Origin of the sequence: Streptomyces sp. CB02056 (assembly GCF_001905545.1) — a bacterium.
Classification (GTDB): domain Bacteria; phylum Actinomycetota; class Actinomycetes; order Streptomycetales; family Streptomycetaceae; genus Kitasatospora.
Window position 1 is genome coordinate 381,366 of record NZ_LIPD01000001.1, and the last position, 24,000, is coordinate 405,365.

Annotated in this window: 20 protein-coding genes and 1 other RNA gene; 13 read left to right on the forward strand and 8 right to left on the reverse strand. The window is 72.6% G+C overall.

The genetic code is table 11. The features are described from left to right. Positions 1-132: 132 nt before the first annotated feature. Positions 133-2,118, reverse strand: a complete 1,986-nt coding sequence (locus tag AMK13_RS01685) for an alpha/beta hydrolase family protein (protein ID WP_074000836.1) — start codon at positions 2,116-2,118, stop codon at positions 133-135. 1,037 nt (positions 2,119-3,155) lie between these two features. Between AMK13_RS01685 and AMK13_RS01695 the strand changes: the two genes are divergently transcribed. The 3 genes from AMK13_RS01695 to AMK13_RS01705 are packed head-to-tail and all read left to right on the forward strand — an operon-like array spanning position 3,156 to position 5,909. Next, positions 3,156-3,992, forward strand: coding sequence for a Nif3-like dinuclear metal center hexameric protein (locus AMK13_RS01695; RefSeq protein ID WP_049659175.1), 837 nt, complete (start codon positions 3,156-3,158; stop codon positions 3,990-3,992). 23 nt (positions 3,993-4,015) lie between these two features. Further along, the gene (locus AMK13_RS01700) at positions 4,016-4,759 is read left to right on the forward strand and encodes a zinc ribbon domain-containing protein (protein ID WP_049659174.1); all 744 of its coding nucleotides are present in this window, start codon (positions 4,016-4,018) and stop codon (positions 4,757-4,759) included. 4 nt (positions 4,760-4,763) lie between these two features. After that, complete coding sequence (locus AMK13_RS01705; protein ID WP_074000838.1) at positions 4,764-5,909, forward strand: bifunctional RNase H/acid phosphatase; 1,146 nt, start codon at positions 4,764-4,766, stop codon at positions 5,907-5,909. Between the two features lie 21 nt (positions 5,910-5,930). Here the strand turns inward: AMK13_RS01705 and yaaA are convergent, their stop codons facing one another. Beyond that, positions 5,931-6,716, reverse strand: a complete 786-nt coding sequence (yaaA, locus tag AMK13_RS01710) for a peroxide stress protein YaaA (protein ID WP_074000839.1) — start codon at positions 6,714-6,716, stop codon at positions 5,931-5,933. A gap of 10 nt (positions 6,717-6,726) precedes the next feature. Then, complete coding sequence (locus AMK13_RS01715; RefSeq protein WP_079271747.1) at positions 6,727-7,176, reverse strand: DUF3995 domain-containing protein; 450 nt, start codon at positions 7,174-7,176, stop codon at positions 6,727-6,729. 111 nt (positions 7,177-7,287) lie between these two features. On the opposite strand from AMK13_RS01715, the gene AMK13_RS01720 reads away from it, so the two are divergent. The 3 genes from AMK13_RS01720 (at position 7,288) to rnpB (ending at position 10,761) form a co-directional block, all read left to right on the forward strand. After that, entirely contained in the window at positions 7,288-8,739 is a 1,452-nt protein-coding gene (locus tag AMK13_RS01720; protein WP_074000840.1) for an RNB domain-containing ribonuclease, read from the forward strand. Between the two features lie 96 nt (positions 8,740-8,835). Further along, positions 8,836-10,350 carry a DHA2 family efflux MFS transporter permease subunit gene (locus tag AMK13_RS01725; protein ID WP_079271748.1) on the forward strand — a complete coding sequence of 505 codons (1,515 nt, stop codon included), beginning with the start codon at positions 8,836-8,838 and terminating at the stop codon, positions 10,348-10,350. Between the two features lie 13 nt (positions 10,351-10,363). Next, positions 10,364-10,761, forward strand: an RNA gene (rnpB, locus tag AMK13_RS01730) — RNase P RNA component class A. 20 nt (positions 10,762-10,781) lie between these two features. Here rnpB and AMK13_RS44425 read toward each other — a convergent pair. Beyond that, positions 10,782-11,417 carry a very short patch repair endonuclease gene (locus tag AMK13_RS44425; RefSeq protein WP_241852711.1) on the reverse strand — a complete coding sequence of 212 codons (636 nt, stop codon included), beginning with the start codon at positions 11,415-11,417 and terminating at the stop codon, positions 10,782-10,784. Between the two features lie 352 nt (positions 11,418-11,769). Here AMK13_RS44425 and AMK13_RS01740 point away from each other — a divergent pair, with 352 nt between their 5' ends. From AMK13_RS01740 to AMK13_RS01765, 6 genes are all read left to right on the forward strand, one after another. Next, on the forward strand, positions 11,770-14,370 hold the full coding sequence (locus AMK13_RS01740; RefSeq protein ID WP_074000841.1) for a Z1 domain-containing protein: 2,601 nt from the start codon (positions 11,770-11,772) through the stop codon (positions 14,368-14,370). After that, positions 14,370-15,383 (forward strand): PD-(D/E)XK motif protein, encoded by a 1,014-nt coding sequence (locus tag AMK13_RS01745; RefSeq protein WP_074000842.1) that lies wholly within the window; start codon positions 14,370-14,372, stop codon positions 15,381-15,383. The genes AMK13_RS01740 and AMK13_RS01745 overlap by 1 nt, the downstream gene beginning before the upstream one ends. Next, on the forward strand, positions 15,380-17,272 hold the full coding sequence (locus AMK13_RS01750) for a hypothetical protein (RefSeq protein WP_074000843.1): 1,893 nt from the start codon (positions 15,380-15,382) through the stop codon (positions 17,270-17,272). Before AMK13_RS01745 ends, AMK13_RS01750 begins: the two co-directional genes overlap by 4 nt. Next, positions 17,269-18,171: a hypothetical protein gene (locus AMK13_RS40785; RefSeq protein WP_079271750.1), complete on the forward strand. Its 903-nt coding sequence runs from the start codon at positions 17,269-17,271 to the stop codon at positions 18,169-18,171. Before AMK13_RS01750 ends, AMK13_RS40785 begins: the two co-directional genes overlap by 4 nt. After that, complete coding sequence (locus AMK13_RS44430) at positions 18,171-20,066, forward strand: DNA cytosine methyltransferase (RefSeq protein ID WP_241852712.1); 1,896 nt, start codon at positions 18,171-18,173, stop codon at positions 20,064-20,066. Before AMK13_RS40785 ends, AMK13_RS44430 begins: the two co-directional genes overlap by 1 nt. Before the next feature lie 71 nt (positions 20,067-20,137). Next, on the forward strand, positions 20,138-21,352 hold the full coding sequence (locus tag AMK13_RS01765; protein ID WP_074000844.1) for a DNA cytosine methyltransferase: 1,215 nt from the start codon (positions 20,138-20,140) through the stop codon (positions 21,350-21,352). Between the two features lie 278 nt (positions 21,353-21,630). Here AMK13_RS01765 and AMK13_RS01770 read toward each other — a convergent pair whose 3' ends face one another. After that, positions 21,631-21,888 carry a hypothetical protein gene (locus AMK13_RS01770; RefSeq protein WP_049658025.1) on the reverse strand — a complete coding sequence of 86 codons (258 nt, stop codon included), beginning with the start codon at positions 21,886-21,888 and terminating at the stop codon, positions 21,631-21,633. Positions 21,889-21,991: 103 nt separating this feature from the next. Further along, entirely contained in the window at positions 21,992-22,390 is a 399-nt protein-coding gene (locus AMK13_RS01775; protein WP_074000845.1) for an ACT domain-containing protein, read from the reverse strand. 283 nt (positions 22,391-22,673) lie between these two features. On the opposite strand from AMK13_RS01775, the gene AMK13_RS01780 reads away from it, so the two are divergent. Beyond that, the gene (locus tag AMK13_RS01780) at positions 22,674-23,270 is read left to right on the forward strand and encodes a PadR family transcriptional regulator (protein WP_107418642.1); all 597 of its coding nucleotides are present in this window, start codon (positions 22,674-22,676) and stop codon (positions 23,268-23,270) included. A 75-nt stretch (positions 23,271-23,345) separates the two neighbouring features. Here the strand turns inward: AMK13_RS01780 and AMK13_RS01785 are convergent, their stop codons facing one another. Together AMK13_RS01785 and AMK13_RS01790 are read right to left on the reverse strand one after the other, a co-directional pair. Next, positions 23,346-23,543, reverse strand: a complete 198-nt coding sequence (locus AMK13_RS01785) for a hypothetical protein (protein WP_074000847.1) — start codon at positions 23,541-23,543, stop codon at positions 23,346-23,348. A gap of 61 nt (positions 23,544-23,604) precedes the next feature. Continuing rightward, complete coding sequence (locus AMK13_RS01790; RefSeq protein ID WP_053112518.1) at positions 23,605-23,823, reverse strand: hypothetical protein; 219 nt, start codon at positions 23,821-23,823, stop codon at positions 23,605-23,607. Positions 23,824-24,000: the final 177 nt, after the last annotated feature.

Sequence of the window (24,000 nt, forward strand, 5' to 3'; positions counted from 1 at the left end):
AGTGGCGCCCACCTGAGGAGAGTTCACTCGGATCGCCTAGCGCGGCGTCGAGGCCGCCCGGGGCTGGCGTCTGGGCCTGGCGCCTGGGCTCGGTGCCCGAGCTTGGTGTCCGGGACGGCACCGGGCGGCGGGTCAGCCCGGGCGGCCGGTCCGCAGGAACGTGGCCAGCAGCTCGTGCAGGACGGCGGCGCCCTCGTCGGCGAGCACCTCGTGCCCGGAGCCGGCCGCCTCGACGTACCGGAAGTCCTCGCCCTCGACCCGGCCGATCCGCAGCAACTCGTGCCGCAGCGAGCGGGACTGGCTCACCGGCACGACCTCGTCCCGGTTGCCGTGCACGACCAGCAGCGGCGCGCTCAGCCGGTGCGCCAGTTGCAGCACGTCGCGCGGTCCGCGGGCGTCGGCGACCTGCTCGCCGCCGCCCAGCCGGGTGGTCAACGCCCGTACGGGGGGCGCGGCTTCGGCCAGCAGCCGGGCGCCGGACAGGAACGGCGCGACCACCGCGCAGCGGGCGACCTGCTCGGCCGGCGCGTGCGAGGCCGCCAGCAGTGCCAGGAAGGCGCCGTAGCTGACCCCGAAGAGGGCCGGCGGCTCCAGGCCGAGGGCGGCGCGCTGGCCCGCGATGCCGTCCAGCAGGTACAGGACGTCGTCCAGGTCGGGACCGCCCCAGGCGCCCCGGATGGCCAGCGCGTGCGCCACGCCGTAGCCGGTGGAGCCGCGCTGGTTCGGCGCGACCACCGCCAGGCCCTCGGCGGCCATCCGCTGCAGTGTCGGGTCGAACTCCAGCCGCCAGGCGTCCGCCGGGCCGCCGTGCAGCGCCAGCACCAGGTGCGGGCTGCTCAGCCAGGCGTCCCCGCCGTACACCACGGCCTCCAACGGGCCTGCCGGGCCCGCGAGTTCGAGGCTCTGCGCGGGATGCCAGCGGCCGCCGTCCCCGGGCGGGGTGCTGCCGTCGAGCCGCCAGCCGGGCGGCTCGGTCCGCACCGGGCGCACCCCGCCGGGCTGCCAGGGCAGGATGGTGTCCCGCCACGGCCCTGGCAACCCCGAGGCCAGCGGCGCGAGTTGGAGCGGGAGCGGCGTCGGGCCGGAGACGGGCGGGAGCGGTCCGTGCGTCAGCAGCGTGTCGACGTCGAGGGTGGCCAGCGCCGTCGGGTGGTCGGGCGAGGAGTACGGCACGCGCAGCCCCGCCCCGCCCCAGTGGCCGACCGCGCCGAGCCGCCCGGGCGGGACCGGCAGCGGGTCCAGCCGCCCGGCCGAGGGCCGCCACAGCGCGAGCGCCGAGCCCGCGCCGTGGTCGATCTGCACCGCGACCCGGGGGCCGTCCGCCGCGACCCGCAGGGCGACCGGCCGCAGGAACATGCCCGCGACGTGCAGGCACTCGGGGAAGCGCAGCGGCTCCCCGGCGCCGAGGACGCCCCAGCCGAGCCGGTCGGTGCCGGGCGCGTCGCTGCGCACCATCGCGAACCGGCTGTCCGGGTCGAACAGCACCAGGCGGTCGTTGCTCTGCGGGCCGATCTCCAGCAGGGGGGAGGTGCGGCCGGCGCGCAGGTCGAGCACCACGCTGCGGACCAGGCCCGCGTTCACCCGGTCCAGCGCGAGCAGCGTGCCGGTACGGTCCAGCCAGGTGCCGCCGCCGTGCAACCCCGGGATCTCGGCGACCTGTTCGGGCTCGCTGCCGTCGGTGCGCACCAGCCAGGCGGTGGTCGCCGGACGGGTGTCGCTGCCGAGCGCGACCGCCACCGGCGTCCGCGGGTCGGCCCCGGCCTGGGCGGGGAGCGGCAGGACCCGCAGGCCGGTCATCCGCAGCGAGCCCAACTGCTGTTCCAGGGCGCCGTTCCCGCCGTACGAGAGGCGGACCAGGTCGTGCCGCTCGCCGTCGTGCCGGCAGGTCAGCACCGAGCCGTCCGGCAGTGCGACCAGCTGTGAGCGCAGGCTCTCCGCGCGGTTGCCGGGCAGCGGCAGCGCGGTCGGCGCGGCCGGTCCGCCGTCCTGCGGCAGCCGCCAACTCTCCACGTACCAGCCGCTGTCGGCGGAGGAGGCGAGGCAGGCGGCGTGGCTGCCGTCGGCGGCGAAGGTGAAGCTCAGCCGGCGCAGCGTCTGGGTCATGGTTCGGGTGGCCACGTTCATGCTCCGCTCACCCCGGTGGTGCTGGACGGGCCCGCCGGGTCGGAGGGGCCTGTGGTGCCGGACGGGCCCGCGTTGCCGGACGGGTCCACGGCGCCGGGGCGGGCCGGGCCGCCGGCCTGCCCCGGCCGGGCGGCGACCCGGCCGCGGCACGACGGAGGCCCGGCGATTCGTTCCTGCACCAGGACGGCGGGGTCCTCCTGCCCGATCGGACCGACGGCGGGCGGCACCGGCCCTCGCCCGGCGGGCCGGGCCGTGTGCCGGAAGCCGCCGACGGTGACCTCTCGGTCACCGCCGCCTCCCCGGCCTCCGGCACCGGCCGGTGCCGCCCGCGTCGCCTCCGGCCACGAACCCGCCGCACCCGGTCCGCGGTCCACCGATCCCCTGTCCCCGGCCGTACGCAGCGATGTGCCCGCCCCCATTCGCCACCACATCCCTTCGTCGCGGCCGCCGCCCCCGGTGCCCACTGCTCGCGGCACCCGGGCGGCGGCCCGGCCTGATCGGTTCTTCCGGAAGGGGCGGCGGTACCGCCCCGGTACGGGAGTGCTCACCCGGATCCCGTCCGGCCCGGCACGGCACCGCCCGACTCCTGGTCGTGGCCGCCGCCGGGGCAACTCCTGTTCGCAGAAGTGAAGTTACTTTCGAGCCAACCGAAGCCTCAACGCAGAGCCGGTCACTTCACTCGTAAGGGTGCAAAGGCCTGGTTTCGAACCCGTACGGGAACCCTGCTGTGAGTAACGGACGACCGGCGCGCGGCCGCGTACGGAGCGCGCTGGGCCCGCCGGGCGCCTCTCGTCGCAGATTGACGTGCACCCGTACGCCCCCAGCTCCCCTGTCCGAACGGCCACGAGGCACCGGCCGACGCGGCCGCGACGCGTCGAGGACGGACCGAGGACGGACCGACGACGGACCGAGGACGGACCGGCGGCGGCCCGGCGCCGCAGGCGCGACGCGACCCGGCCGAGACCGTTCCCCCGGCGCCCGGCCGTACGGCCGAGGCCCGACCGCCCCCGCGCGCACGGTAGTCTCGACAGGTGCCGAAACTGTCCGACGTCATCACCGCGCTCGAAGAGGTCTACCCCCCGCAGTGGGCGGAGTCCTGGGACGCCGTCGGCCTGGTCTGCGGAGACCCTCAGACCGAGGTCAACCGCGTGCTCTTCGCCGTCGACCCCGTCCAGGCGGTCGTCGACGAGGCCGTGGAGTGGGGCGCCGACCTCGTGGTCACCCACCACCCCCTCTACCTGCGCGGCACCACCAGCGTCGCCGCGACCACCTTCAAGGGCCGGGTGGTGCACACGCTGATCACCAACGGCATCGCCCTGCACGTCGCCCACACCAACGCCGACCACGCCGACCCCGGCGTCTCGGACGCGCTCGCGGAGGCGGTGGGCCTGCGGGTGACCGGCCCGCTGGTGCCGGACCCGACCGACCCGCTGGGCCGCCGTGGCACCGGCCGGATCGGCCTGCTGGAGCCCCCGCTGACCCTCTCCGCCTTCGCCGCGCAGGTGGCGGCGGGCCTGCCCGCCACCGCCGCCGGCGTCCGCGTCTCCGGCGACCCGGACCGGCTGGTCAGCCGGGTCGCGGTGTGCGGCGGCTCGGGCGACAGCTTCCTCGCCGACGTCCGGTCGGCCGGCGTGGACGCCTACCTGACCGCCGACCTGCGTCACCACCCGGCCTCCGAGGCCGCGGAGGCGTCGCCCGTCGCGCTGCTCGACGCCGCCCACTGGGCCACCGAGTGGCCCTGGCTCACCCTGGCCGAGCGGGCCCTGCTGGCCGCCGCCGACAAGCGCGGCTGGGCCGTGGAGACCAAGGTCTCCCACCGGGTCACCGACCCGTGGACCGCGCACGCCCCCATGTCCTTCACCGCCTGACCCGATTCACAGGAGCTCTCCGCTTGAACGCCGCGCCCGCCGACCAGAACCGCCTGCTCGACCTCCAGGCCATCGACTCGAAGCTCGACCAGCTGGCCCACCGGCGCCGGAGCCTGCCCGAGCACGCCGAGATCGAGAAGGTCACCGCCGACCACACCGCGCTCAAGGACCTCGTCGTCGCCGCCGAGGCCCAGAAGGGCGACACCGCCCGCGAGCTGACCAAGGCCGAGCAGGACGTCGAGCAGGTCCGCTCCCGTGCCGCCCGCAACCAGCAGCGCCTGGACTCCGGCGCGATCACCTCGCCGAAGGACCTGGAGAACCTCCAGCACGAGATCGGCTCGCTCGCCAAGCGCCAGGGCGACCTGGAGGACGTCGTGCTGGAGATCATGGAGCGCCAGGAGAGCGCCAAGAGCCGGGTCGAGGAGCTGTCCGCCCGCCTGGAGCACTCCACCGTCGTCCTCACCGAGGCCGAGGGCCGCCGCGACGCCGCCTTCGCCGAGATCGACGGGGAGGCCGAGAAGGTCAAGCGCGACCGCGAGACCGTCGCCGCCGTCATCCCGGCCGACCTGCTGAAGGTCTACACCAAGCTGCGCGAGACCCAGGGCGGCGTCGGCGCGGCCCGCCTCTACCAGCGCCGCTGCGAGGGCTGCCGCACCGAGTTCTCGATCACCGAGCTGAACGCCATCAAGGCCGAGCCGGCCGACAAGGTCGTCCGCTGCGAGAACTGCTCGCGGATCCTGGTCCGCACCTCCGACTCGGGCGTCTGATCCGGTGGCGGCGCGCTTCATCGTCGAGGCCGACGGCGGGTCCCGGGGCAACCCGGGGCCGGCCGGCTACGGCGCGGTGGTCCGTGACGGGGACACCGGGCAGATCATCGCCGAAGCCGCCGAGTTCATCGGCCACGCCACCAACAACGTGGCCGAGTACAAGGGCCTGATCGCCGGGCTCAGGGCGGCCCGCGACCTGGACCCGGACGCCTCGGTGGACGTCCGGATGGACTCCAAGCTGGTCGTCGAGCAGATGTCCGGGCGCTGGAAGATCAAGCACCCCGACATGCAGCCGCTCGCCGCCGAGGCGCGCACCGTCCTCCCGCGCGCCCGGGTCACGTACACCTGGATCCCGCGCGAGCGGAACAAGGACGCCGACCGGCTGGCCAACGAGGCGATGGACGCGGGCCGCGACGGCCGCCAGTGGGAGCCGAAGCCCAAGGCCGCGGTCGCGGTCGCGGCCGTCGACGAGCCGCCGCTGGAGACCGCCGCCCCCAAGGCCGGCTGGGCCGCCCCCGCCGACCTCGGCACCCCCACCACCTTCGTCCTGCTGCGCCACGGCGAGACCCCGCTCACCCCGGAGAAGCGTTTCTCCGGCAGCGGCGGCAGCGACCCGGAGCTCTCCGACAAGGGCCGCTGGCAGGCCGAGCGGGCCGCCGAGGCACTGGCCGCGCGCGGCAGCGTCCAGGCGGTCGTCGCCTCCCCGATGCTCCGCACCCGGCAGACCGCCGAGACCGTCGCCGCCCGGCTCGGCCTGGAGGTCCGGTACGAGGACGGGCTGCGCGAGGTCGACTTCGGCGCCTGGGAGGGCCTGACCTTCGCCGAGGTGCGGGAGCGCTACCCCGACGACCTGACCGCCTGGCTCGGTTCCGCCAAGGCCAAGCCGACCGGCAGCGGCGAGAGCTTCACCACGCTCACCCACCGGGCCGGCGTCGCCCGGGACAAGATCCTCGCCCGGTACGCGGGGAAGACCGTGCTGGTGGTCTCGCACGTCAGCCCGATCAAGACCCTGGTCCGGCTGGCGCTCGGCGCCCCGCCGGACTCGATGTACCGGATGGAGCTGTCCGCCGCCTCGATCTGCGCCGTCCAGTACTACGCGGACGGCAACGCCTCGGTGCGGCTGCTCAACGACACCTCGCACCTGCGCTAGGGCCCGTCGTCACCGGGGTGCTCAGTGCACCTCGGTGACCACCACGTCCAGCTGCCACGGCTTGCGCGCGGTGCCCTCCGCCGCCAGCTCGACGTGGTGGCCCAGCTCCAGCAGCGCGTCCATCAGCTCGCCGGGGGTCTTCGGCTCCGCCCCGGCCGCCAGCAGGTCCCGGACGATCCGCCCCTTGGTCGCCTTGTTGAAGTGGCTGACCACGCTGCGCTTGCCGTTCCGCTCCTGGAGCACCCGGACGGTCGCGGTCCGGGCGGCCACCTCGCCGGCCGGCTTCCAGGCCGCCGCGTACGCGGAACTGCGCAGGTCCAGCACCAGCCCGTCCGCGACCTCGGGGAGCACGGGGGCCATCGCGCTCCGCCAGTGCGCCCCGAGCGCCCCCAGCTGCGGGAGCTTGACGCCCATCGAGCAGCGGTAGGACGGAATCCGGTCGGAGATCCGCACGGCGCCCCAGAGACCGGAGAAGACCAGCAGCGAGCGCTCGGCCCGGTCGTACGCGGCCGCGTCCAGGGTGGCCAGGCCGAGGTTGTCGAACAGCACCCCGGTGTACACCTCGCCCGCCGGACGGGCACCCGCCGTCGGCAGCCCGGCGTTCTTGGCGACCTCGCCGCGCAGACCGGGGGAGAGGCCGAGCACCTCGGAGGCGGCGTCCTCGTCACCCCGGCACAGGCCCACCAGCGCGTCCAGCACCGCGCCGCGCGCCGCCGTCAGCCCCGGCAGCGACAGCCGCTCCAGCGCCACCGGCCCGCCGTCCCCGGACCCGGCCTTGCCCTCCGAGGGCGGCAACAGCACCAGCACAGCGGACTCCTCAACAATCTGTGGCGGACGAACCCCGCAACCCTACTGCGGCCGCCCCGGCCCCCAGCGCCACACAGAGCGGCGAGTAGTACCGCACGTTCAGCCGCCGGAACCGCTCCGAACGCTCACTCACCCGGCCGAACACCACCGGCCCGGCCACCCCGCGCGCCAGCAGCACCCCCGCCACCACCCGCACCCCGGCCCGCCGCAGCCGCCGCGGCCCCACCTGCGGCAGCACCCCGGCCTCCGCCCCCACCAGGTACGCCCCCGCCCCCAGCGCCCCCGCCACCGCCAGGCACGCGCCCACCGGCGGCACCCCCTCACCCTGCCCCACCACGACGTCCGCGAACTCCTCCGCCGACCCCAGCGGCCACGGCGTCACCGCCCACACCGCGTGCAGCGCCCCCGTCGCCCCCAGCACCGCAGCCACCACACCCCCGGCCACCTTCACCGCACCCATCGCCCAAACCCCCTTCGTGCACGGCCACTTGCCCCCACCGTACGAGTGCTTACGCCGCCCCCGGGCAGAGCCTGGCCCGGAACCGGCTGGCCCCGCTCTACCCTGGCGTGCATGCCTCGCCGAAAACTGCGCGTCAAGGCCGCCGACTCCGCCCGGATCAACACCGAGCTGACCGAGCTCCGCACCCGCCTGGAGGTCCACACCGAGTGGCCGCGGGCCGTGCTCGCCGAGGCGGAGGAGGCGGCCGAGCGCCCCCGGCTGCCGGAGTACGACGCCACCGACCTGCCGCTGTTCACGGTCGACCCGCCCGGCTCCCGCGACCTCGACCAGGCCGTGCACCTCGCCCACCGGCCCGGCGGCGGCTACCGGGTGCACTACGCGATCGCCGACGTCGCCGCCTTCGTCCACCCCGGCGGCGCGATCGACACCGAGGCCCGCCGCCGGGTCGAGACCCTCTACTTCCCCGACCACCGCGTCCCGCTGCACCCCACCCGGATCTCCGAGGACGCCGCCAGCCTGCTGCCCGGCGAGCCCCGCCCGGCCCTGCTCTGGCAACTGGACCTGGACGCCGACGGCGCCGTCGTCCTCGCCGACCTGCGCCGCGCCCTGGTCCGCTCGCACCGCCGGCTGGACTACGCCGCCGTCGAGCGCGCGGTGGACCTCGGCGGCGCCGACGAGCAGCTCGCCCTGTTCGCGACCGTCGGACGGCTGCGCGAGGAGCAGGAGCGCGCCCGCGGCGGGATCAGCCTGCCGGTGCCCGAGCAGGAGGTCGAGGAGACCCTGCACGGCTACGTCCTCGGCTACCGCGCCCCCGGCCCCGCCGACGGCTGGAACGCCCAGATCTCCCTGCTCACCGGCATGGCCGCGGCCGACCTGATGCTCGACGCCGGCGTCGGCCTGCTGCGCACCCTGCCCGCCGCGCCCGCCACCGGGTACGAGCGGCTGCGCCGGATCGCCGCCGCCCTCGACGTGGACTGGCCGCGGGCCGTCCCGTACCCCGAGCTGATCCGCTCCCTCGACCCGGACGTCCCGCTCAACGCCGCCTTCCTCAACGCCTGTACGGGCCTGCTGCGCGGCGCCGGCTACCACGCCTTCGACGAGTCCCGCGGCCTGCCCGCCCCCGCCGAGCCGGAGCACGCCGCGCTCGCCGCCCCGTACGCGCACTGCACCGCGCCGCTGCGCCGCCTCGGCGACCGCTTCGCCCAGGAGGTGTGCGCGGCGGTGGCGGCGGGCGAGGACGTGCCGGAGTGGGTGCGCGAGGCGCTGCCGGCCGTCCCGGCGCTGATGGCGGGCGGGGACCGCCGCGCCGCGGAGGTCGAACGGGCCTGCGTGGACCTGGTGGAGGCGGAGCTGCTCGCGGGCCGGGAGGGCGAGGACTTCGCCGCCGTGGTCATCGACGTGGACGAGCGGCGGCCCGGCTCCGGCACCGTCCAGCTGCGCGACCCGGCCGTCCGGGCCCGCTGCGACACGGCCGCGGACGGGCTGCCGCTCGGCCGGGTGATCGACGTCCGGCTGACGACGGCCGACCCGGCCACCCGGACCGTCCGCTTCACGGCGGTCTAGCGGGCCGCGTCCCCGTGCCACCTGGATTACGCCACCCGCCACCCGGACGCGCGGCTCACCCGCCCCGGCCCGCCCCGCGGTGGGAGGATCGGTCCCGTGCCCGCCCCCCAGCCCCGCGCCGCCGCAGCCGCGCCCGCCCCCGGGCCCGCGCTCGGGCGCCGCCGCCGTCTGCTCGTCCTGGCGATCTGCTGCCTGAGCCTGTTCATCGTCGGCCTCGACAACACCGTGGTGAACATCGCCCTGCCGGTGATCCAGCGGGACCTGGACGCCCCGGCGTCCGGGCTGCAGTGGATCATCGACGCCTACACCCTGGTGCTGGCCTCGCTGCTGATGCTGTTCGGCTCGGTGGCCGACCGCTTCGGCCGCCGCCGGGTGTTCCAGACCGGCCTGGTCTGCTTCGCGCTCGGCTCGCTGCTGTGCAGCCAGGCACCGAGCCTGGGCTGGCTGGTGGCGTTCCGGGCGCTCCAGGCGGTGGGCGGCTCGATGCTCAACCCGGTGGCGATGTCGATCATCACCAACACCTTCACCGACCCGAAGGAGCGGGCCCGGGCGATCGGCGTCTGGGGCGGCGTGGTCGGCATCTCGATGGCGCTCGGCCCGCTGCTCGGCGGCTTCCTGGTGGACGGCGCGGGCTGGCCGTCGATCTTCCTGATCAACGTCCCGGTGGCGCTCGCCGCCATCGCGCTGACCGCCCGCTATGTCCCGGAGTCCCGCGCCCCCCGGCCGCGCCGGCTGGACCCGGTGGGGCAGTTGCTGATGATCGTGCTGCTCGGCTGCGGCACCGCCGCGATCATCGAGGGCCCGGCCAACGGCTGGACCTCCCCGCTGATCCTCACCCTGGCCGCGACCGCGCTGGCCGCGCTGGTCGCCTTCCCGCTCTGGGAGCGGCGGGTGGCCGAGCCGCTGGTGGACCCCCGGTTCTTCGCCAGCGTGCCGTTCACCGGCGCCGCCGTCACCGCGGTCTGCGCGTTCGCCGCGCTCGGCGGCTTCCTCTTCCTCAGCACCCTCTACCTCCAGGACGTCCGGCACTACAGCCCGGTCGAGGCCGGCCTGTGGACGCTGCCGATGGCCGGGATGATGCTGGTCTGCGCGCCGCTGTCCGGACGGATCGTCGCCGGCCGGGGCCCGCGCCTGCCGCTGGTCGCGGCCGGGATCGGCCTCGCCGCGAGCGGGCTGCTGCTCACCCGGCTCGCCGCCGACTCCCCGCCGGCCCTGCTGCTGGTCGCGTACGCGCTGTTCGGCTTCGGCTTCGGCATGGTGAACGCGCCGATCACCAACGCCGCCGTCGCGGGGATGCCGCGGGCCCAGGCGGGCGTGGCGGCGGCGGTCGCCTCGACCAGCCGTCAGGTCGGCCAGTCGCTGGGCGTGGCGGTGATCGGTACGGTCGTCACCGCGGCCGTGGTCGGACCGGTCGCGACCGGTTTCGCCCCGGCCAGCCACGCCGGCTGGTGGATCCTGGTCGGCCTCGGCGGCGCCGTCCTCGCCCTCGGCCTGGCCACCACCACCGCCCGGGCGAGCGTGACGGCGGCCCGGGTGGCCGCCCGCCTCGGCGCCGAGGCGCCGGCCGTCCGGTCCGGTGTACGGGAGGCGCCGCCCGAGCGGCTACGATGACCACTACGGCGGAAGAGCCGGCCGGGCGGTCGCGACGGGTCCCAGACCCGCCGAGGAACGTCCGGGCTCCACAGAGCAGGGTGGTGGGTAACGCCCACCCGGGGTGACCCGCGGGACAGTGCCACAGAAAACAGACCGCCCACCGCTTTTCGTGGTGGGTAAGGGTGAAACGGTGGTGTAAGAGACCACCAGCGACCGGGGTGACCCGGCCGGCTAGGTAAACCCCACCTGGAGCAAGGTCAAGATCGGCGCCCTCGGGCGCCGTGCGCGGACGATTGAAGGCTGCTCGCCCGAGTCCGCGGGTGGACCGCACGAGGCTGTCGGCAACGGCAGCCCTAGATGGATGGCCGCCTCCCCGGGCCGCGCAAGCAACCCGGGAGACAGAACCCGGCGTACAGGCCGACTCTTCCGCCCCCTTCCCCGCCCGCCGGTCAGGCGGGGCGGGCGCCGACCGCGGTCCTGACCGCTTCGGCGGCCGTGTCCGGCGGGACGTGCTCCCAGATCCGGACCACCGTCCACCCGGCAGCCTTCAGTGCCTCGTTGGTCTCCGCATCGCGTTCCCGGGTGCGGTTGAGCTTCTTCTCCCAGAACGAGCTGTTGGCCGAGGGCCGGGTGCCGTGGTCCGGGCAGCCGTGCCAGAAGCAGCCGTCGACGAACACGGCGACCTTCGTCTTCGGGAAGACCAGGTCGGCTGTTCGTCTAAGGTCGGGCAGGGGCCGCGCCGACACGCGGTAACGGAGTCCCTCGGCGTGCAGCAGCGAGCGAAGCCGAAGCTCCGGGGTCGTGTCCCTGCCCTTGTTCGAGCGCATGGAACGCCGGGTCCCGGGCGAGGACGCCCAGGAGGCGACACCCTGCTTGGCGACGTCGACCAGGAGTCCGGCCTCCCGGGCAAGACGCCATCCCTCGCGCAGGTTGGCGCCACGGGTACGACGGTCGACGACGCCGAGCCGGACGCTGCGCGTGCGGCCGTCGACGGACCAGCGCAGACCCGCGCGGGTGGTGCCCGTCCGGGGCGATGTGGTGAGGACGACACTCGCAGGCCGTAGCCGGCCACCTCCGATGTCCACCAATCGGGCTTCCGAGCCCCCGGCTGCACGATCCTGCTCGCGTGATCGCTCGGCCCGGCTCAGTGACCGTGCGGGGTCGGTCCGCGAATCCGTGGCGTTCATCCTGATCAGTCCCGTTCTCCGCCTGCCGGGCACGTGTGTGGCCTTTGAAGGCCCGGCTGCAAGGGCCAGCCTAGGACCTGCCACGGACACTCGGTCCCATCGTGAGGGCCGAGTGGTGAACAGGAGGCGGTCGAAACGGTGATTGCCTGTACTGTTTTCGCGATCGATCCATGGCCGGGGCGCTCGCATCGCCGTCGTGCCTTGGGTGGGGCGTGGACGAATCAGCTGTACAGGGGAGCCGGGCGGCGCAATGAACGAGTTCGATCTGCAGTACGAGGCGTTTAAACAGCTGATCAAGCAGAAGACGCCCGAGCAGGCCCTGAGCACGATCAGGCTCTTCGGGATGAGTGAGGAACTGGTCAGGCGCATCGCCGAACGGCACCAGCAGGAGACCATCAAGGTGCGGGACATGCGTCAGCCCGGCTCCGTGGTCCGCAACAACCGTGAGACCTGGTACGTCGGTCCACAGGAGGGTGACCGTTGCTGGCCCGCGCTCCAGAACCTGCTCGGGCGGACCGCGTGGGACGAGGAGTCCGTTCAGAGTCTGGACGAGGCCTCCACCAAGGTGGTCTCGATGCTCGACCACCCCCTGGAGAAGTCGTTCTCCACTCGCGGACTGGTCGTTGGATACGTCCAGTCCGGGAAGACCACCAACTTCACGGCGCTGATCGCCAAGGCGGCAGACGTCGGATACAAGTTCTTCATCGTTCTGGCCGGCATGCACAACGGACTGCGCAGGCAGACCCAGCTGAGGCTTCAGGACCAGCTGGTGGATCCGGTGCTGGATCAGTGGCACACGCTGACCAAGGCGGAAGGCGACTTCGAACCGCACGGCAATCCGGCTGCCTTCTTCGCCCAGAGCAACGGGCAGCACGTGCTCTGCGTGGTGAAGAAGAACGTCCCCCGACTGAAGAAGCTCAGGAGCTGGCTTGAGCAGGCGCCCGACTATCTGAAGACGTGCCCCACGCTCATCATCGACGACGAGGCGGACCAGGCCAGTGTCGCCTCCAAGACGACGAACCCGTTGATCCGGGAGATCATCGACCTCTTCCCTCGTGGCGGCTATGTGGGCTACACGGCCACCCCGTTCGCGAACCTGCTGATCGACCCGGCCGCCGGGGACCTCTATCCCAAGGATTTCATCGTCAACCTGCCGAAGCCGAAGGGGCACTTCGGGACCGAGGTGCTGTTCGGCCGGCAGCCGATCGACGGGGAGGACCCGGAGGACGTTCCGGACGGCTACGACATGATTCGTACGGTCCCGTACGAGGAGATCCCCCTGGTTCGGCCGGGACGCGACGAGATCGACGGATTCGTTCCCGAGATCGAGGGGGCCCTGCGCGATTCCGTTCTCTACTTCTGGCTCGCGACCGCCGCCCGCCGCTTCCGCGGCACGGGGAACCGCCATTCCACGATGCTCGTCCACACCAGTGTCGGCACCGCTGTGCACGAGAGCTTCAAGGCTCCGCTGGAGGACTTCCGGGAGGAGGTCGCCGCGCTGGTCGAGCACCGGGACACGGCCGCACTCGGCGAGCTGCGCAGCCTGTGGGGGAGCGAGACCTGCCGTGTGGACGCGGGCGAGTTCGACGAAACGGAGACCTCGTTCGACGAGCTCCTGGAACACCTGCCCGCGGTTCTCGCGGAGTGCCGGATCATTCTGGACAACTCCACGAGCCTTGAGCGCCTCGACTACGAGAACGGTCCGGTCACGGCGATCGCGGTCGGAGGGAACACCCTCTCCCGCGGCCTGACTCTGGAGGGCCTGATCGTCAGCTACTTCGTGCGTGGTGCGTCCACGTACGACACGCTCCTCCAGATGGGGCGTTGGTTCGGTTTCCGCAACGGCTATGCGGACCTGCCGCGCGTGTGGATGACGGACGACCTGCGCGACTCGTTCCGGCACATCGCGATGGTCGAGGCGGAGATGCGGCGTGACATCGACCGCTTCCTCGTCGAGGACAAGACGCCGGAGACCTTCGCGGTCCGCCTGCGCAGTCACCCTTCGCTGAGGATCACCGCAGCCGCGAAGATGCGCGACGCGATCAAGGCGAGTTCGTCGTACGGCGGTCAGCGCATTCAGACCCGGTACTTCCACACGCACGACGCGGCCTGGCTACGGGCCAACCAGGAGGCCGCTGGCGGGCTGCTCCGTGACGCGTTGCAGCTTGACGGTGCGCGGCACGAGGACCACACGGTTCACGGCCGGCCCGGTAGGCACGTGCTGAGGGACGTCTCGCACGGCCTGGTCCTCAGGTTCCTGAACGAGTACCGATTCCATGAGAAGTCGATGGACTGCGACACGAAGCTGCTGCGGGAGTACATCGAGAAGCGCACCCGGGCCAGTAACGGAGGAGGTCTGCGCCGCTGGAACGTCGCGGTGGTGGGCAACGCCCCGAGCGGTTCGTCGGACATGCTCTACGAGTTCGTCGAGGGCATCGCCGTCGACCGGATCGTTCGCGCGCGGCAGATCACGGCCGATCCGGCGACCGCGGACATCAAGACCCTGATGAATCCGATCGACGCCGGTATCGACCTGGACCTCGAGGGCTGGTCCGGCGGGAAGGTCACCGAGGACGTGCTCAAGCAGCTCAGGCAGACCCAGCTGCCGGACACCGGGCTGCTCGTCCTCTACCCGATAGACCGGGTTTCGCCGACCAGGCGCAAGAAGCGTCTCCCGCTGGACGCCGTCGACCATGTGATCGGTGTGGGCATGGTGTTCCCCGTGCCGCGTGGCGAGGACACCAGGGTGGACTGGTACAGCGCGGACCTCTCCGGTGTCGTGCAGGACGACGACCTGGACGCGCTGCCGGAGGAGGACCTCTCGGCCGTGCTCTACGAGGAGCAGGGCTGATGACGGACGGAGGCCTTCAGAGGATTCTCGAGGAACACTGGGCGGCCCTCGGTGCCGGTCCCGCCGGTGGTGTCGATGTCGTCCGGACCTCGGAGTTGCCGGTCGACACGGAACAGGGGCGTCTGTTGGCGGCGGTGGACGGTCACGGATTCCGACACCTCCTGGTGCCTCTGCAGCGCCGTCAGAGCGTGGCCGGCAGTGGGGCCGGAGCGGCTCTGCGCATATTCGAACGGCCGCTGCAGGACGATGACGCGTACGGGCGGTACGCCGACATCACCTGTGCGCTCCGGGAGCTTGACGACGTCTTCACCGGTCTGTGCAAGGACGTCCTGCTCGCTCTGGAAGCGGATGGTTCACGCCCGTACCGGACGGCCCTCGCGGTCGTGGACCGCTGGCGCCGGTTGTTCGCCGGGGTCCCGAGGATGCTCAGCCGCGAACAGCTCGTCGGGTTGCATGGTGAACTGACAGTCCTGGAGCGACTTCTCACGATCGATCCGGGGGCCGTTCGGCTCTGGGCGGGCCCCGACGGGCAACGCCACGACTTCACCGACGGACGCCACGCCGTCGAGGTGAAGAGCACGATCGACGCCTCGGAGCGGAGAACCGTCCATGTGCACGGACTGGACCAGCTCGAGGAGCCAGACGGCGGCGATCTTCTGCTGGGCTGGCACAGGTTCGAGGAGCGTGTCGACGGAGAGACCCTGAAGGAACGGGTCCAGCGGGTGCGCGACCTCTGTGACGACGAGTCCGGGTTCATGACCAGGCTGCTGAGCGCGGGTTACCGGTCGGGCTTGGGCGACCCGCAAGCCGACCGCCGTCTTCGGTTGGTGGAGAGTCGGTGGTACACGGTCGATGAAACGTTCCCGCGGTTGACGGTGGGCTCGCTCGTCGACGGCGTACCCGAAGGCGTGTCGGATGTCGGATACATGGTCGACCTGGTCGGGGTGCGTGCGGAGCCGCTGGAGCCCGGCGTCGTCGACGAGCTGCTGACACGAATGGGGCGGGACGCGTGACGACGGTGCCGCGATGGTTCTCGGAACAGCACGGACCGGGCGGTGGGAACGGCGGGTCCCTGCTGCTGCGTCGGCTCGATGCGACGGAACTCGATCACCTGACCCTGCTGGTGCGGGAGTCGGCCCAGAACAGCTGGGACGCCCGGATCGGGGACGGGCCGGTCGACTTCAGGATCGAACTGCGGACGCTCGGCCCGGCCGAGGCGCCGGCGTGGCGCGCGTTGCTCGAACGCGACGCGCCGACGCCCGCTCATCTCCCGCTGCGGGCGTCCCTCCACCGTTCGGCACCGAGGATGCTCATGGTCACGGATCTCGGCACCAAGGGCCTCGGCGGCCCGACCCGGGCCGACGAGGTGTCGGAGGAGGCCTCGGACTTCGTCGCGTTCGTGAGGAACGTCGGCGACTCCCAGGACGCGGAGGGCCGGGGCGGTACGTACGGCGCGGGCCGGGTGGTCTTCCACCTCGCGTCCGCCGCACACACCGTGCTCGTTCACACCCGCTGTCGGATCGGGAAGCGGATCGAGACCCGCCTCATCGGGTGGGCGCTGCACGAGCGGTACACCACGGAGACCGTTCTCGGTCCCCGATCCTTCACCGGGCGCCACTACTGGGGCGAGGTTCGGGACCGAGGAGACCAGACAGGCGTGTCGTACGTCGAGCCGCTGACCGGGGAAGCGGCCGACACCGTAGCCCGGGAACTCGGCCTGCACCCGTTCCCCGATGACGCGACCGGGACGACGGTCGCGATCGTCGACCCCGATTTCGGAAGCCGCACCGCGGCCGAGGCGATGCGGTGGATCGCCGATGCCATGGTCTGGAACCTGTGGCCCAAGATGCTTCCCGGTGCCGACGGCAAGCCGCCGCTTCGTCTCTCCGTGGTGCACGACGGCACCACGGTGCCGGTGTCCGATCCGGCCGCGGTCCCGCACCTGGGGCCCTTCGTGCACGCGTTCCGCTCGATGGACAGGACGATCGAGCACCGAAGCCTCGGCCGGGTCCTGGGCACCTTCGGACTCAAGCCGTTGATCTCACCGTTCGGTGAGCCGCCTGAACCGGCGAGGGAGGCCGGCATCGTCGGGCGGGTGCACCACGCATGTCTGATGCGGCCCGTCGATCTGGTCGTGAAGTACCTCGAAGGGCCCGCGCCCACGGACGAGGCGATGGGGTACGCGGCGGTCTTCCGAGCGGACTCCGCAATGGACCGCGTCTTCGCGGCCAGCGAGCCGGCCACCCACGACGACTGGCTGGTCGAGAAGCTGAGCGGGGACGAGTACCGTCTGGCCGGATGGGCCATGCGCGAGATCAAGCGCGAAATGAAGGACGCGGCCGCCCCGCGAGCGCAGGGCGTGGAGTCCGGCGACGGCGTCTCGCTCGCCCGCATGAGCCGGTTGATGTCGGGCCTCATGGTCGGCGCCGCAGGACAAGGGGGCGCGGCCGTGTTCGGCTCGCCCGATGGGATTCGCCAGCCGGGGGAGCGGTCCGGTACGGCGCCGGCCGGCTCGATGGCGAAAGGCCCATCGGACACGACGGTGAATCGGTCCGGTAGGCGTGGTGCCCGGGTCCGGCACCTGGACGACCCGTTCCCTGACATCTTCGAAGGGCGTCCGGTGGTGGTCCAGCGTTTCCAGCTGCCGGACTCCGGACCGTATGAGGTGAAGGCGGTTCTCGGCGTCACCCTGGGGGGAGGCGGCCGGGAGGACTCGCCACCGGAGGGTGCGGCGGTACCCGAGGTGATGGGCTGGACGTCCGACGCGGGTGACTTCGCGACCACGAGAACCCTGCAAGCGGAAGGCGGGGACGGGAAGGTCTGGTCCCTCCTGGTCAGGCCGGCGCCCGACACCGTGACGCAGGTGACACTCGAAGCCGGGTTCAGGGAGGTGTCCGCATGAGCCGTCAGGTGTTCCCCTACCGGCGGCCGCAGAACGGCGAGGTGTCCGCGGACGACTGGTCGGTCCGCTTGGACGGGGAGGGACGCGGGCCGCTCCCGTCGTTCATCCCGGACTGGGACTACCAGTACGACCTCCGCCTCGAACGCGAGGTGCGCATCGACGTCGACGCGGTTCGCCGGTCCACCGGACTCCCCGTCGAGGCGGAGCTGACGTTGGTGGCCGTCTGGAGTTCCTCCGGCTCCGGGCTGAGAGTGCGGGCACATCGCGTCACGCTGCCGGCCGTGGGGACGACGGTGGTACCCGTCTCCTTCACCGTGTACGGCCGGGAGAGCGGTGGGGTGCTGGTGTTGGACACCCAACTCGTCCTGACTTCGCGGGTGAACACGACGTCCCTCTGGACCGCCGGCCGCGCCGGGTCGATCCTCTGGCGGGACGAGGCCCAGGTCAGGTTGCAGGGGGACGACTCCCAGTTCCCCATGTCGGTGGTCGACTTCAAGCATGCGGGTTATCCGGAGGACGCCCCGTGGCTGCTGTCGATCGGGCCGGACCCCAGGGCGGCCGCCATGGGCGCGATGGTCCTGCTGGTCAACAGCGGGACGCCGTCGGTGCTCGAAGCCATGAGGAGGGCCGATCAGCCGACACCGGCCGACCGCCCTGTCCACTCGGCATTGAGGGCGGATGTGGTCCGTCTTCTTGTCGAGCACGCGGTCCGGAACCCGGAGCTCCGTGAGGACTGGCGATACGAACCGGACACGCTCGGGCACCTGTTGCTCGGGATCGTCCACACCTATTTCCCCGACACCTCCTTGGAGGGCCTCCGCAAGGTGTATGAGAACGACCCCTCCCTGTTCTCCGCACGCGTCCAGAGCGCCGTCCGGCTTTTCGCGAAGGAGTCCTGATGGCCTTCCTGATGCCGCAGCTGCTGCCAGCCGCCGTCGACGGGTTGTGCGTGGAACTCAAGGACCGGACGGTCGAAGAGCTCCGGACCCGCGCCGCCGTGTCCCACCCCGCCATGTACTACGCCGCGACCGGAGGACGGCGCCTCCCCGCGGACCGGCTGGCGGCACTGCGGGAGGCGGTCGTCGCCGTGGCCGCCGAGAACGGTTTCCCGGCGCAGTCCGACAGGCCGCCGGCCCGGCGGGCGGCGGCGCGCTTCGACACGGAGGTGGCGCGACTTCTCTACAAGGACGCGGGGATCATCCCCGCCGAGGCCCTGTCCCCGCAGCTGTGGGCGTTCCTCTCCCTTGTCGTGATGCCGGACGTGGCCGCGTGGCGTTTCCCCGGGTTCAACCCGAGACGCGTCACCGGCCGCGACATCACCCGTCACGTTTTTGGGCGCCTCTGGTGGCGGGCCCATCTGGTGGGTGGCGAGCGGCTCGACCCGGACGACCTCTACGACGCGCTCTCGGTGCTCGGGGAGGAGGCCTTCGACCAGGTCTTCGCCCGGCGGACATCTATCGGCGCCAGCTCGCACCTCGTCTGCGGGATCCTTCGGGTGTGGCAGGAGTTCGACATCCCGGACGAGGAGGTCGCCGATCGACAGGTCTTCCGAGACTTTCTGAAGCGCATCCTGCGACTGCGCGCGTTCGTTTCCTTCGACGCCCTCGACGAGAAGGAGCTCGACGAGGAGCTGCGAACCCTCGTCCAGGAGTCGCTGGCGACGGTCACGGGCCGGGACATGGGGCGTGAGCCGGAGCCTCCGGTCCCGATTCCGGCCCAGCGTCCGTCGCTGGACGCGGTGCGCGCGATCGAGGGCCCCGACACGGGCGGGGCGGGACCTACGGGTTCGGCCGTGGGCGGCACCGTGGCGGAGGACGCCCCGTTGACGGTGATCGATCTCTGTGCCGGAGCCGGAGGCATGGCGCTCGGGCTGGAACGGGCCGGGTTCGAGATCGCCGCGGCGGTCGAGATCGACGCGGACAGCTGTGACACGCTCAGGACCAATCGACCGGGCTGGCAGGTGTTGACAGGCGATCTCCAACACCTTGGACCGGAACACTCCGTTTTCCGCGGCAACGTCGATGTCATGGTGTGCGGGTTGCCCCGCTCCCCGTACACGTCGGCCGGTCGACAGCAGGCGACCAGCGACCCCCGCGACGTGCTCGTGGGTGCGTTGGCCGTGGCCGTAGCCGTCCGCCCGCGCATTCTGGTGTTGGAGAACATCCCCGACTTCGTGGAGAAGCCCAAGTTCGAGGAGGCCCGGGCCAAGGTTCTCGCCGCTGCGGAGGAGCTCGGCTACGTGGTCGAGAAGGGTGAGCTCCAGGCGGTGGACTTCGGCGTGCCACAGCTCAGGGGGCACGGCTTCGCGGTGGCCATGAGTGCAAACGACATGGCGCGCTTCACCTGGCCCGCCCCGCTTCCCGGTCATCGGCCCACGCTGGGCGAAACACTGCTGCCGTCCATGGCCGCCGGTGGGTGGCCCCACGCCGCGGAGTGGGCCGCCGGGGCGAATGTTCCCGCGCCGCTGATCGTGGGGGGCGCGACGGGGCGCGGGGGCGCCGATCTCGGCCCGTCGCGGTCCAAGGCCATGTGGGCCCGTTTGGGCGTGTACGGGGGGAGTCTGGGGGACGAGCCACCCGCCGCCGACTTCGTTCTGGATCGGGAGGCCCCTCCGCGCGGTGGACTGCTGCGACTTACCCTGGAGCAGGTGGCACTCCTGCAAGGGCTTCCGGCCAGCTGGAAGGTTCAGGGCGGGAAGACGTCCGTCTACCGGCAGATCAGCCAGGCGGTTCCGCCGGTGGTGGCCGAGGCGTTGGGCCGCAGCCTGCTCGCGGTACTCGGACCGCGAGCGTGACCGTCCCAGCAGACGCGGGAACACCCGTACGGCGGGCCGACCGCCTTGATCGCAAAGTAGAATCCGACACCATGCCCATCTGTGACTCTGACCTCGCCGACCACGACGGCTCCGCCCGTGAGCTCACGGTGGTGGATCTTTTCGCAGGTGCGGGAGGGTTCACCGCAGGACTCACGAAGAGCTACCGGCCGGAAGGCGCGGAGCACAGCCCGTTCCGCAGCATTGCGGCGGTCGAGCACGATCCCGCGGCCGCGGCGACCTACGCGGCGAACTTCGGTGGGCACGTCGACAACGTCGACATCACCGGTTGGTTGCCTCCCCAGGAGGTACTGAGCGCCGACGTGATCGTGGGGGGTCCGCCCTGCCAGGGTTTCTCGGGCCTGGGAAAGGAGGACCCGGACGATCCGCGCAACCTTCTGTGGAAGGAGTACGTGCGCGTTGTCGGGCTGGTCCGACCGAAGATCTTCATCATCGAGAACGTCGACCGCTTCATGCGCTCGCCCCAGTTCGCCGACCTGCAGAGGGCGCTCGACGACGATCGGCTGGGGGACTACGAGATCGTCCCCGCCGTGCTCAACGCGGCCGACTACGGGGTGCCCCAGGCGCGCCGCCGGACCATCGTGATCGGCACCCGCAAGGACGTGATCCGACGACACCCCGGCAAGCGGCCTCTGAGCCATCCGCCGGCCACCCACGTCCGGGAGCCGGACCTCACGGGCCGCCCGCTCTGGCGCACGGTTCAGGAAGCCGTTTTCGACCACGTCGCCAAGACCGTGGACGGGATCGACCTGCCCGATCGAGCGGCGGCGGACGGCGGTGTGCCGGGGCCGTACCGGACCACCGAACTGCACATCGGCCGGGAACCGCGCCCGCTCTCGATCGCGCGGTACGCCGCTATTCCGGCCGGAGGCAACCGTAAGAACCTGCGGAACAAGACCGCCGTCATCGACGGAGAGGAGATCCCGCTCTCGACGGAGAGCTGGGACCGGCACAACAACGGTTCGGGCGATGTGATGGGACGGCTGCACGCCGACCGGCCCTCGGTGACCATCCGCACCGAGTTCTACAAGCCGGAGAAGGGGCGCTACCTGCACCCGGTGGCGGACCGACCGATCACCCACTACGAGGCGGCGTTGATCCAGGGCTTCCCCAGGGATTTCGTCTGGCACGGTTCCAAGATTCAGATCGCCCGTCAGATCGGCAACGCCGTGCCGGTCGGGCTCGGATCGGCGATCGGCAAGGCGATCGACGAGTACCTGCGGAAGCTCGGGCCGGAGGAGGCCTGATCCGCAGCGTCATCCTGCCCGGCCGTCGGCCCCGAGAGGCGTTCGCTCTCCGCTGACCGGCGCTGGGACGACCTTGGGAGTCGGAACCGGGCGTACAGACCGACTCCTACGTCCTTGAGCGGCCAAAGGCCCCTCGGCCGGTGCGGGAAGCGGCGGTCGGGGGCCTTCGCGCATCGCGGGCCCTCCTGTTGCGGCCAGGCGGGACACGGCTGGAGGGTGGACCGTCGGGAGGACCCGGCGTACAGGCCGACTCTTCCGCCCCCTTTCCCGCCCGCCGGTCAGGCGGGGCGGGCGCCGACCGCGTCGCGGATCTGGTCGCCGAGGCCGCCGTTGACGCGGGCGCAGTTGGCGCAGCAGAAGAACATGCCGGCGACTTCGACGCCGTGGCCGACGATGCGGACGTCGCACTGCTCGCAGCGTGGGGCGAGTTTCTCCATCGCGCACTCGAAGCTGTCGAAGGTGTAGGTGTCGCCGGTGACCGTCCTGATCTCGAAGGCCAGCCAGTAGTCGTTGCCGCAGGTGACGCAGATGGCCATGGCGGCCGTCTCCTTCCGGTGGGGCCGACCCCGGTGGGGCGGCTCGTCTCCCAGTGTCGAAGGCCCGGTCGGCGGCGGCCACCCGGAGGGGGCGGGCGGGGGCTCAGGCGGAGCCGGCGGCGAGGTCCTCCAGGGCGCGGACGGCGCGGTCGGCGTCGGCGGCGGCGACGAACAGGTGGTCGTGGTGGAAGCCGGCCACCACGTTGCAGCTGATGCCCTCCTCGGCGAGCCGGCCGGACACGGCGGCGGTCAGTCCGACGGCCTCCAGCGCCGAGTGGATCCGCAGGGTGATCCAGGCCGCCACGTACTCGTAGCGCAGCCCGAGCGCGTCCGCCTCCTCCTGGGCGATCACCATCGTCACCCCCTCGGGTTCGGCGACGGTCACCACCGGCCGCATGCCGGCGGGCACCCGGGCGGGGAGCGTGCAGTAGACGTACCGCCCGGGGTTGAGCTGCGGGCTCATGCCGCGCAGCAGCGTCGCGAGGTCTCGTTCTGCGGCCATGCCCGCCACCGTAGCGGCTGGGCGGGGGCTGCGCGGTGCTCCGTGGGCGTGTCGGAATCCGTTGACGAGCGACAGTCACCGATATATCGTCGAACTATCGAGACAGTGACTCGACTGCCTCGTTGAACCTCAGAGATTCGAGGAGGTGGGCGCGATGCGCTCAGAACGTCAAGGAAGGCGATTCCGCTGGGAGGGCCCGCGCGGCGGTGACAGTGGCGGCCCCGGTGGCCTCGGCGGCGGCGGTCGGCGCCGCGGGCCGGGCCCGGGGCCGGAGTTCCGGGGGATGCCCGGGGAGGGCTTCGAGGGCCGGGAGGCGTTCGGCGGGTTCGGCCCGCCGTTCGGTGGCGGCGGTCCCGGCCGGCCGATGGGCGGCCCGTACGGGCACGGCTTCGGCGGGCACGGCGGCCGGCGCGGTGGTCCGCACGGGCGGCGCGGCGGGCGGGCCCGGCGCGGTGACGTCCGGGCCTCGCTGCTGGCGCTGCTCAAGGAGCGGCCGATGCACGGCTACGAGATGATCGCCGAGATCGCCGAGCGGACCGGCGGGGCCTGGCGGCCCAGCCCGGGGTCGATCTACCCCAACCTCCAGCTGCTGGAGGAGGAGGGCCTGATCACCGCGGAGGAGGTCGGCGGCAAGCGGCTGGTCTCGCTCACCGAGGCGGGCCGGGCCGAGGCCGACGCCGGGCCGGCCGAGCCGTGGGCGGAGGCCGGCCGGGAGGTCGACTGGGAGGCCGTCCAGGAGGTCGGCCAGGCGCTCGCCGCCGTCGACCAGGCGATCCGCCAGGTCATGGCCACGGGCACCGAGGCGCAGCGCGCCAAGGGCCTGACGGTGCTGACCGAGGCCCGCAAGAAGCTGTACCTCATCCTCGCCGAGGATGACTGACCGACCGGGGGGAGCGGGGCGGGCGGTGCTGCTGCCCGGGTGGCCCGAGCGGTCCGGGCGGCCGGGGGGAGGGCCTCACGGCCGGACCGTGAACAGGGCCACGCACACCAGCAGCAGCACCGCCCAGCCGAACCAGAGCCAGGGGTTCGGCTCGATGACCACGCTGTAGAGGCACACCGCCAGGAGCAGCACCCCGGTGACGCCGGCGACCTCCCGGTTGTGGTGCCGGACCGCCCGGGAGCGGTCCCGCGGGTGCCGTACCGTCCTCGCCATGCCGACCTCCGGGGGAGACTGCGGCCGACCTCCGGGGGGCCGCGGAGGGAGGGGGCGGCCGTCAGCCGGAGGCCGCCTCGTCGTACTCGTAGCGCCAGAACCAGCTCAGGCCCCGAACCTGCTTGCTCCGGACGTACACCAGTGTGCGCGCGGGAGTCCCGCCGTGCGCGGGGACCGGGACCTTGTACTTCTTGGGCACGCCGAGCATCGGCCCCAGCGGGATGGGGAGGATCTTCCCGTCCAGGGGGCCGCCGACGAATGCGGTGTCCGCGCTCTTCATCCCTCCAGGGTCTCACCTCCGCGGACGAGCCCGGGGCGCACCCGTGGGCCGCACCCGCGGCCGTCGCCGGGAGTGTGACCGGAGAGGCACCGCCCCCGGTCATCCGGAGGCCCTCCGCACCCTTATCCTTCCTGTTACGCCCTCGGGGTCCACCCGGGTCAGCGGGCCCGTACGGGC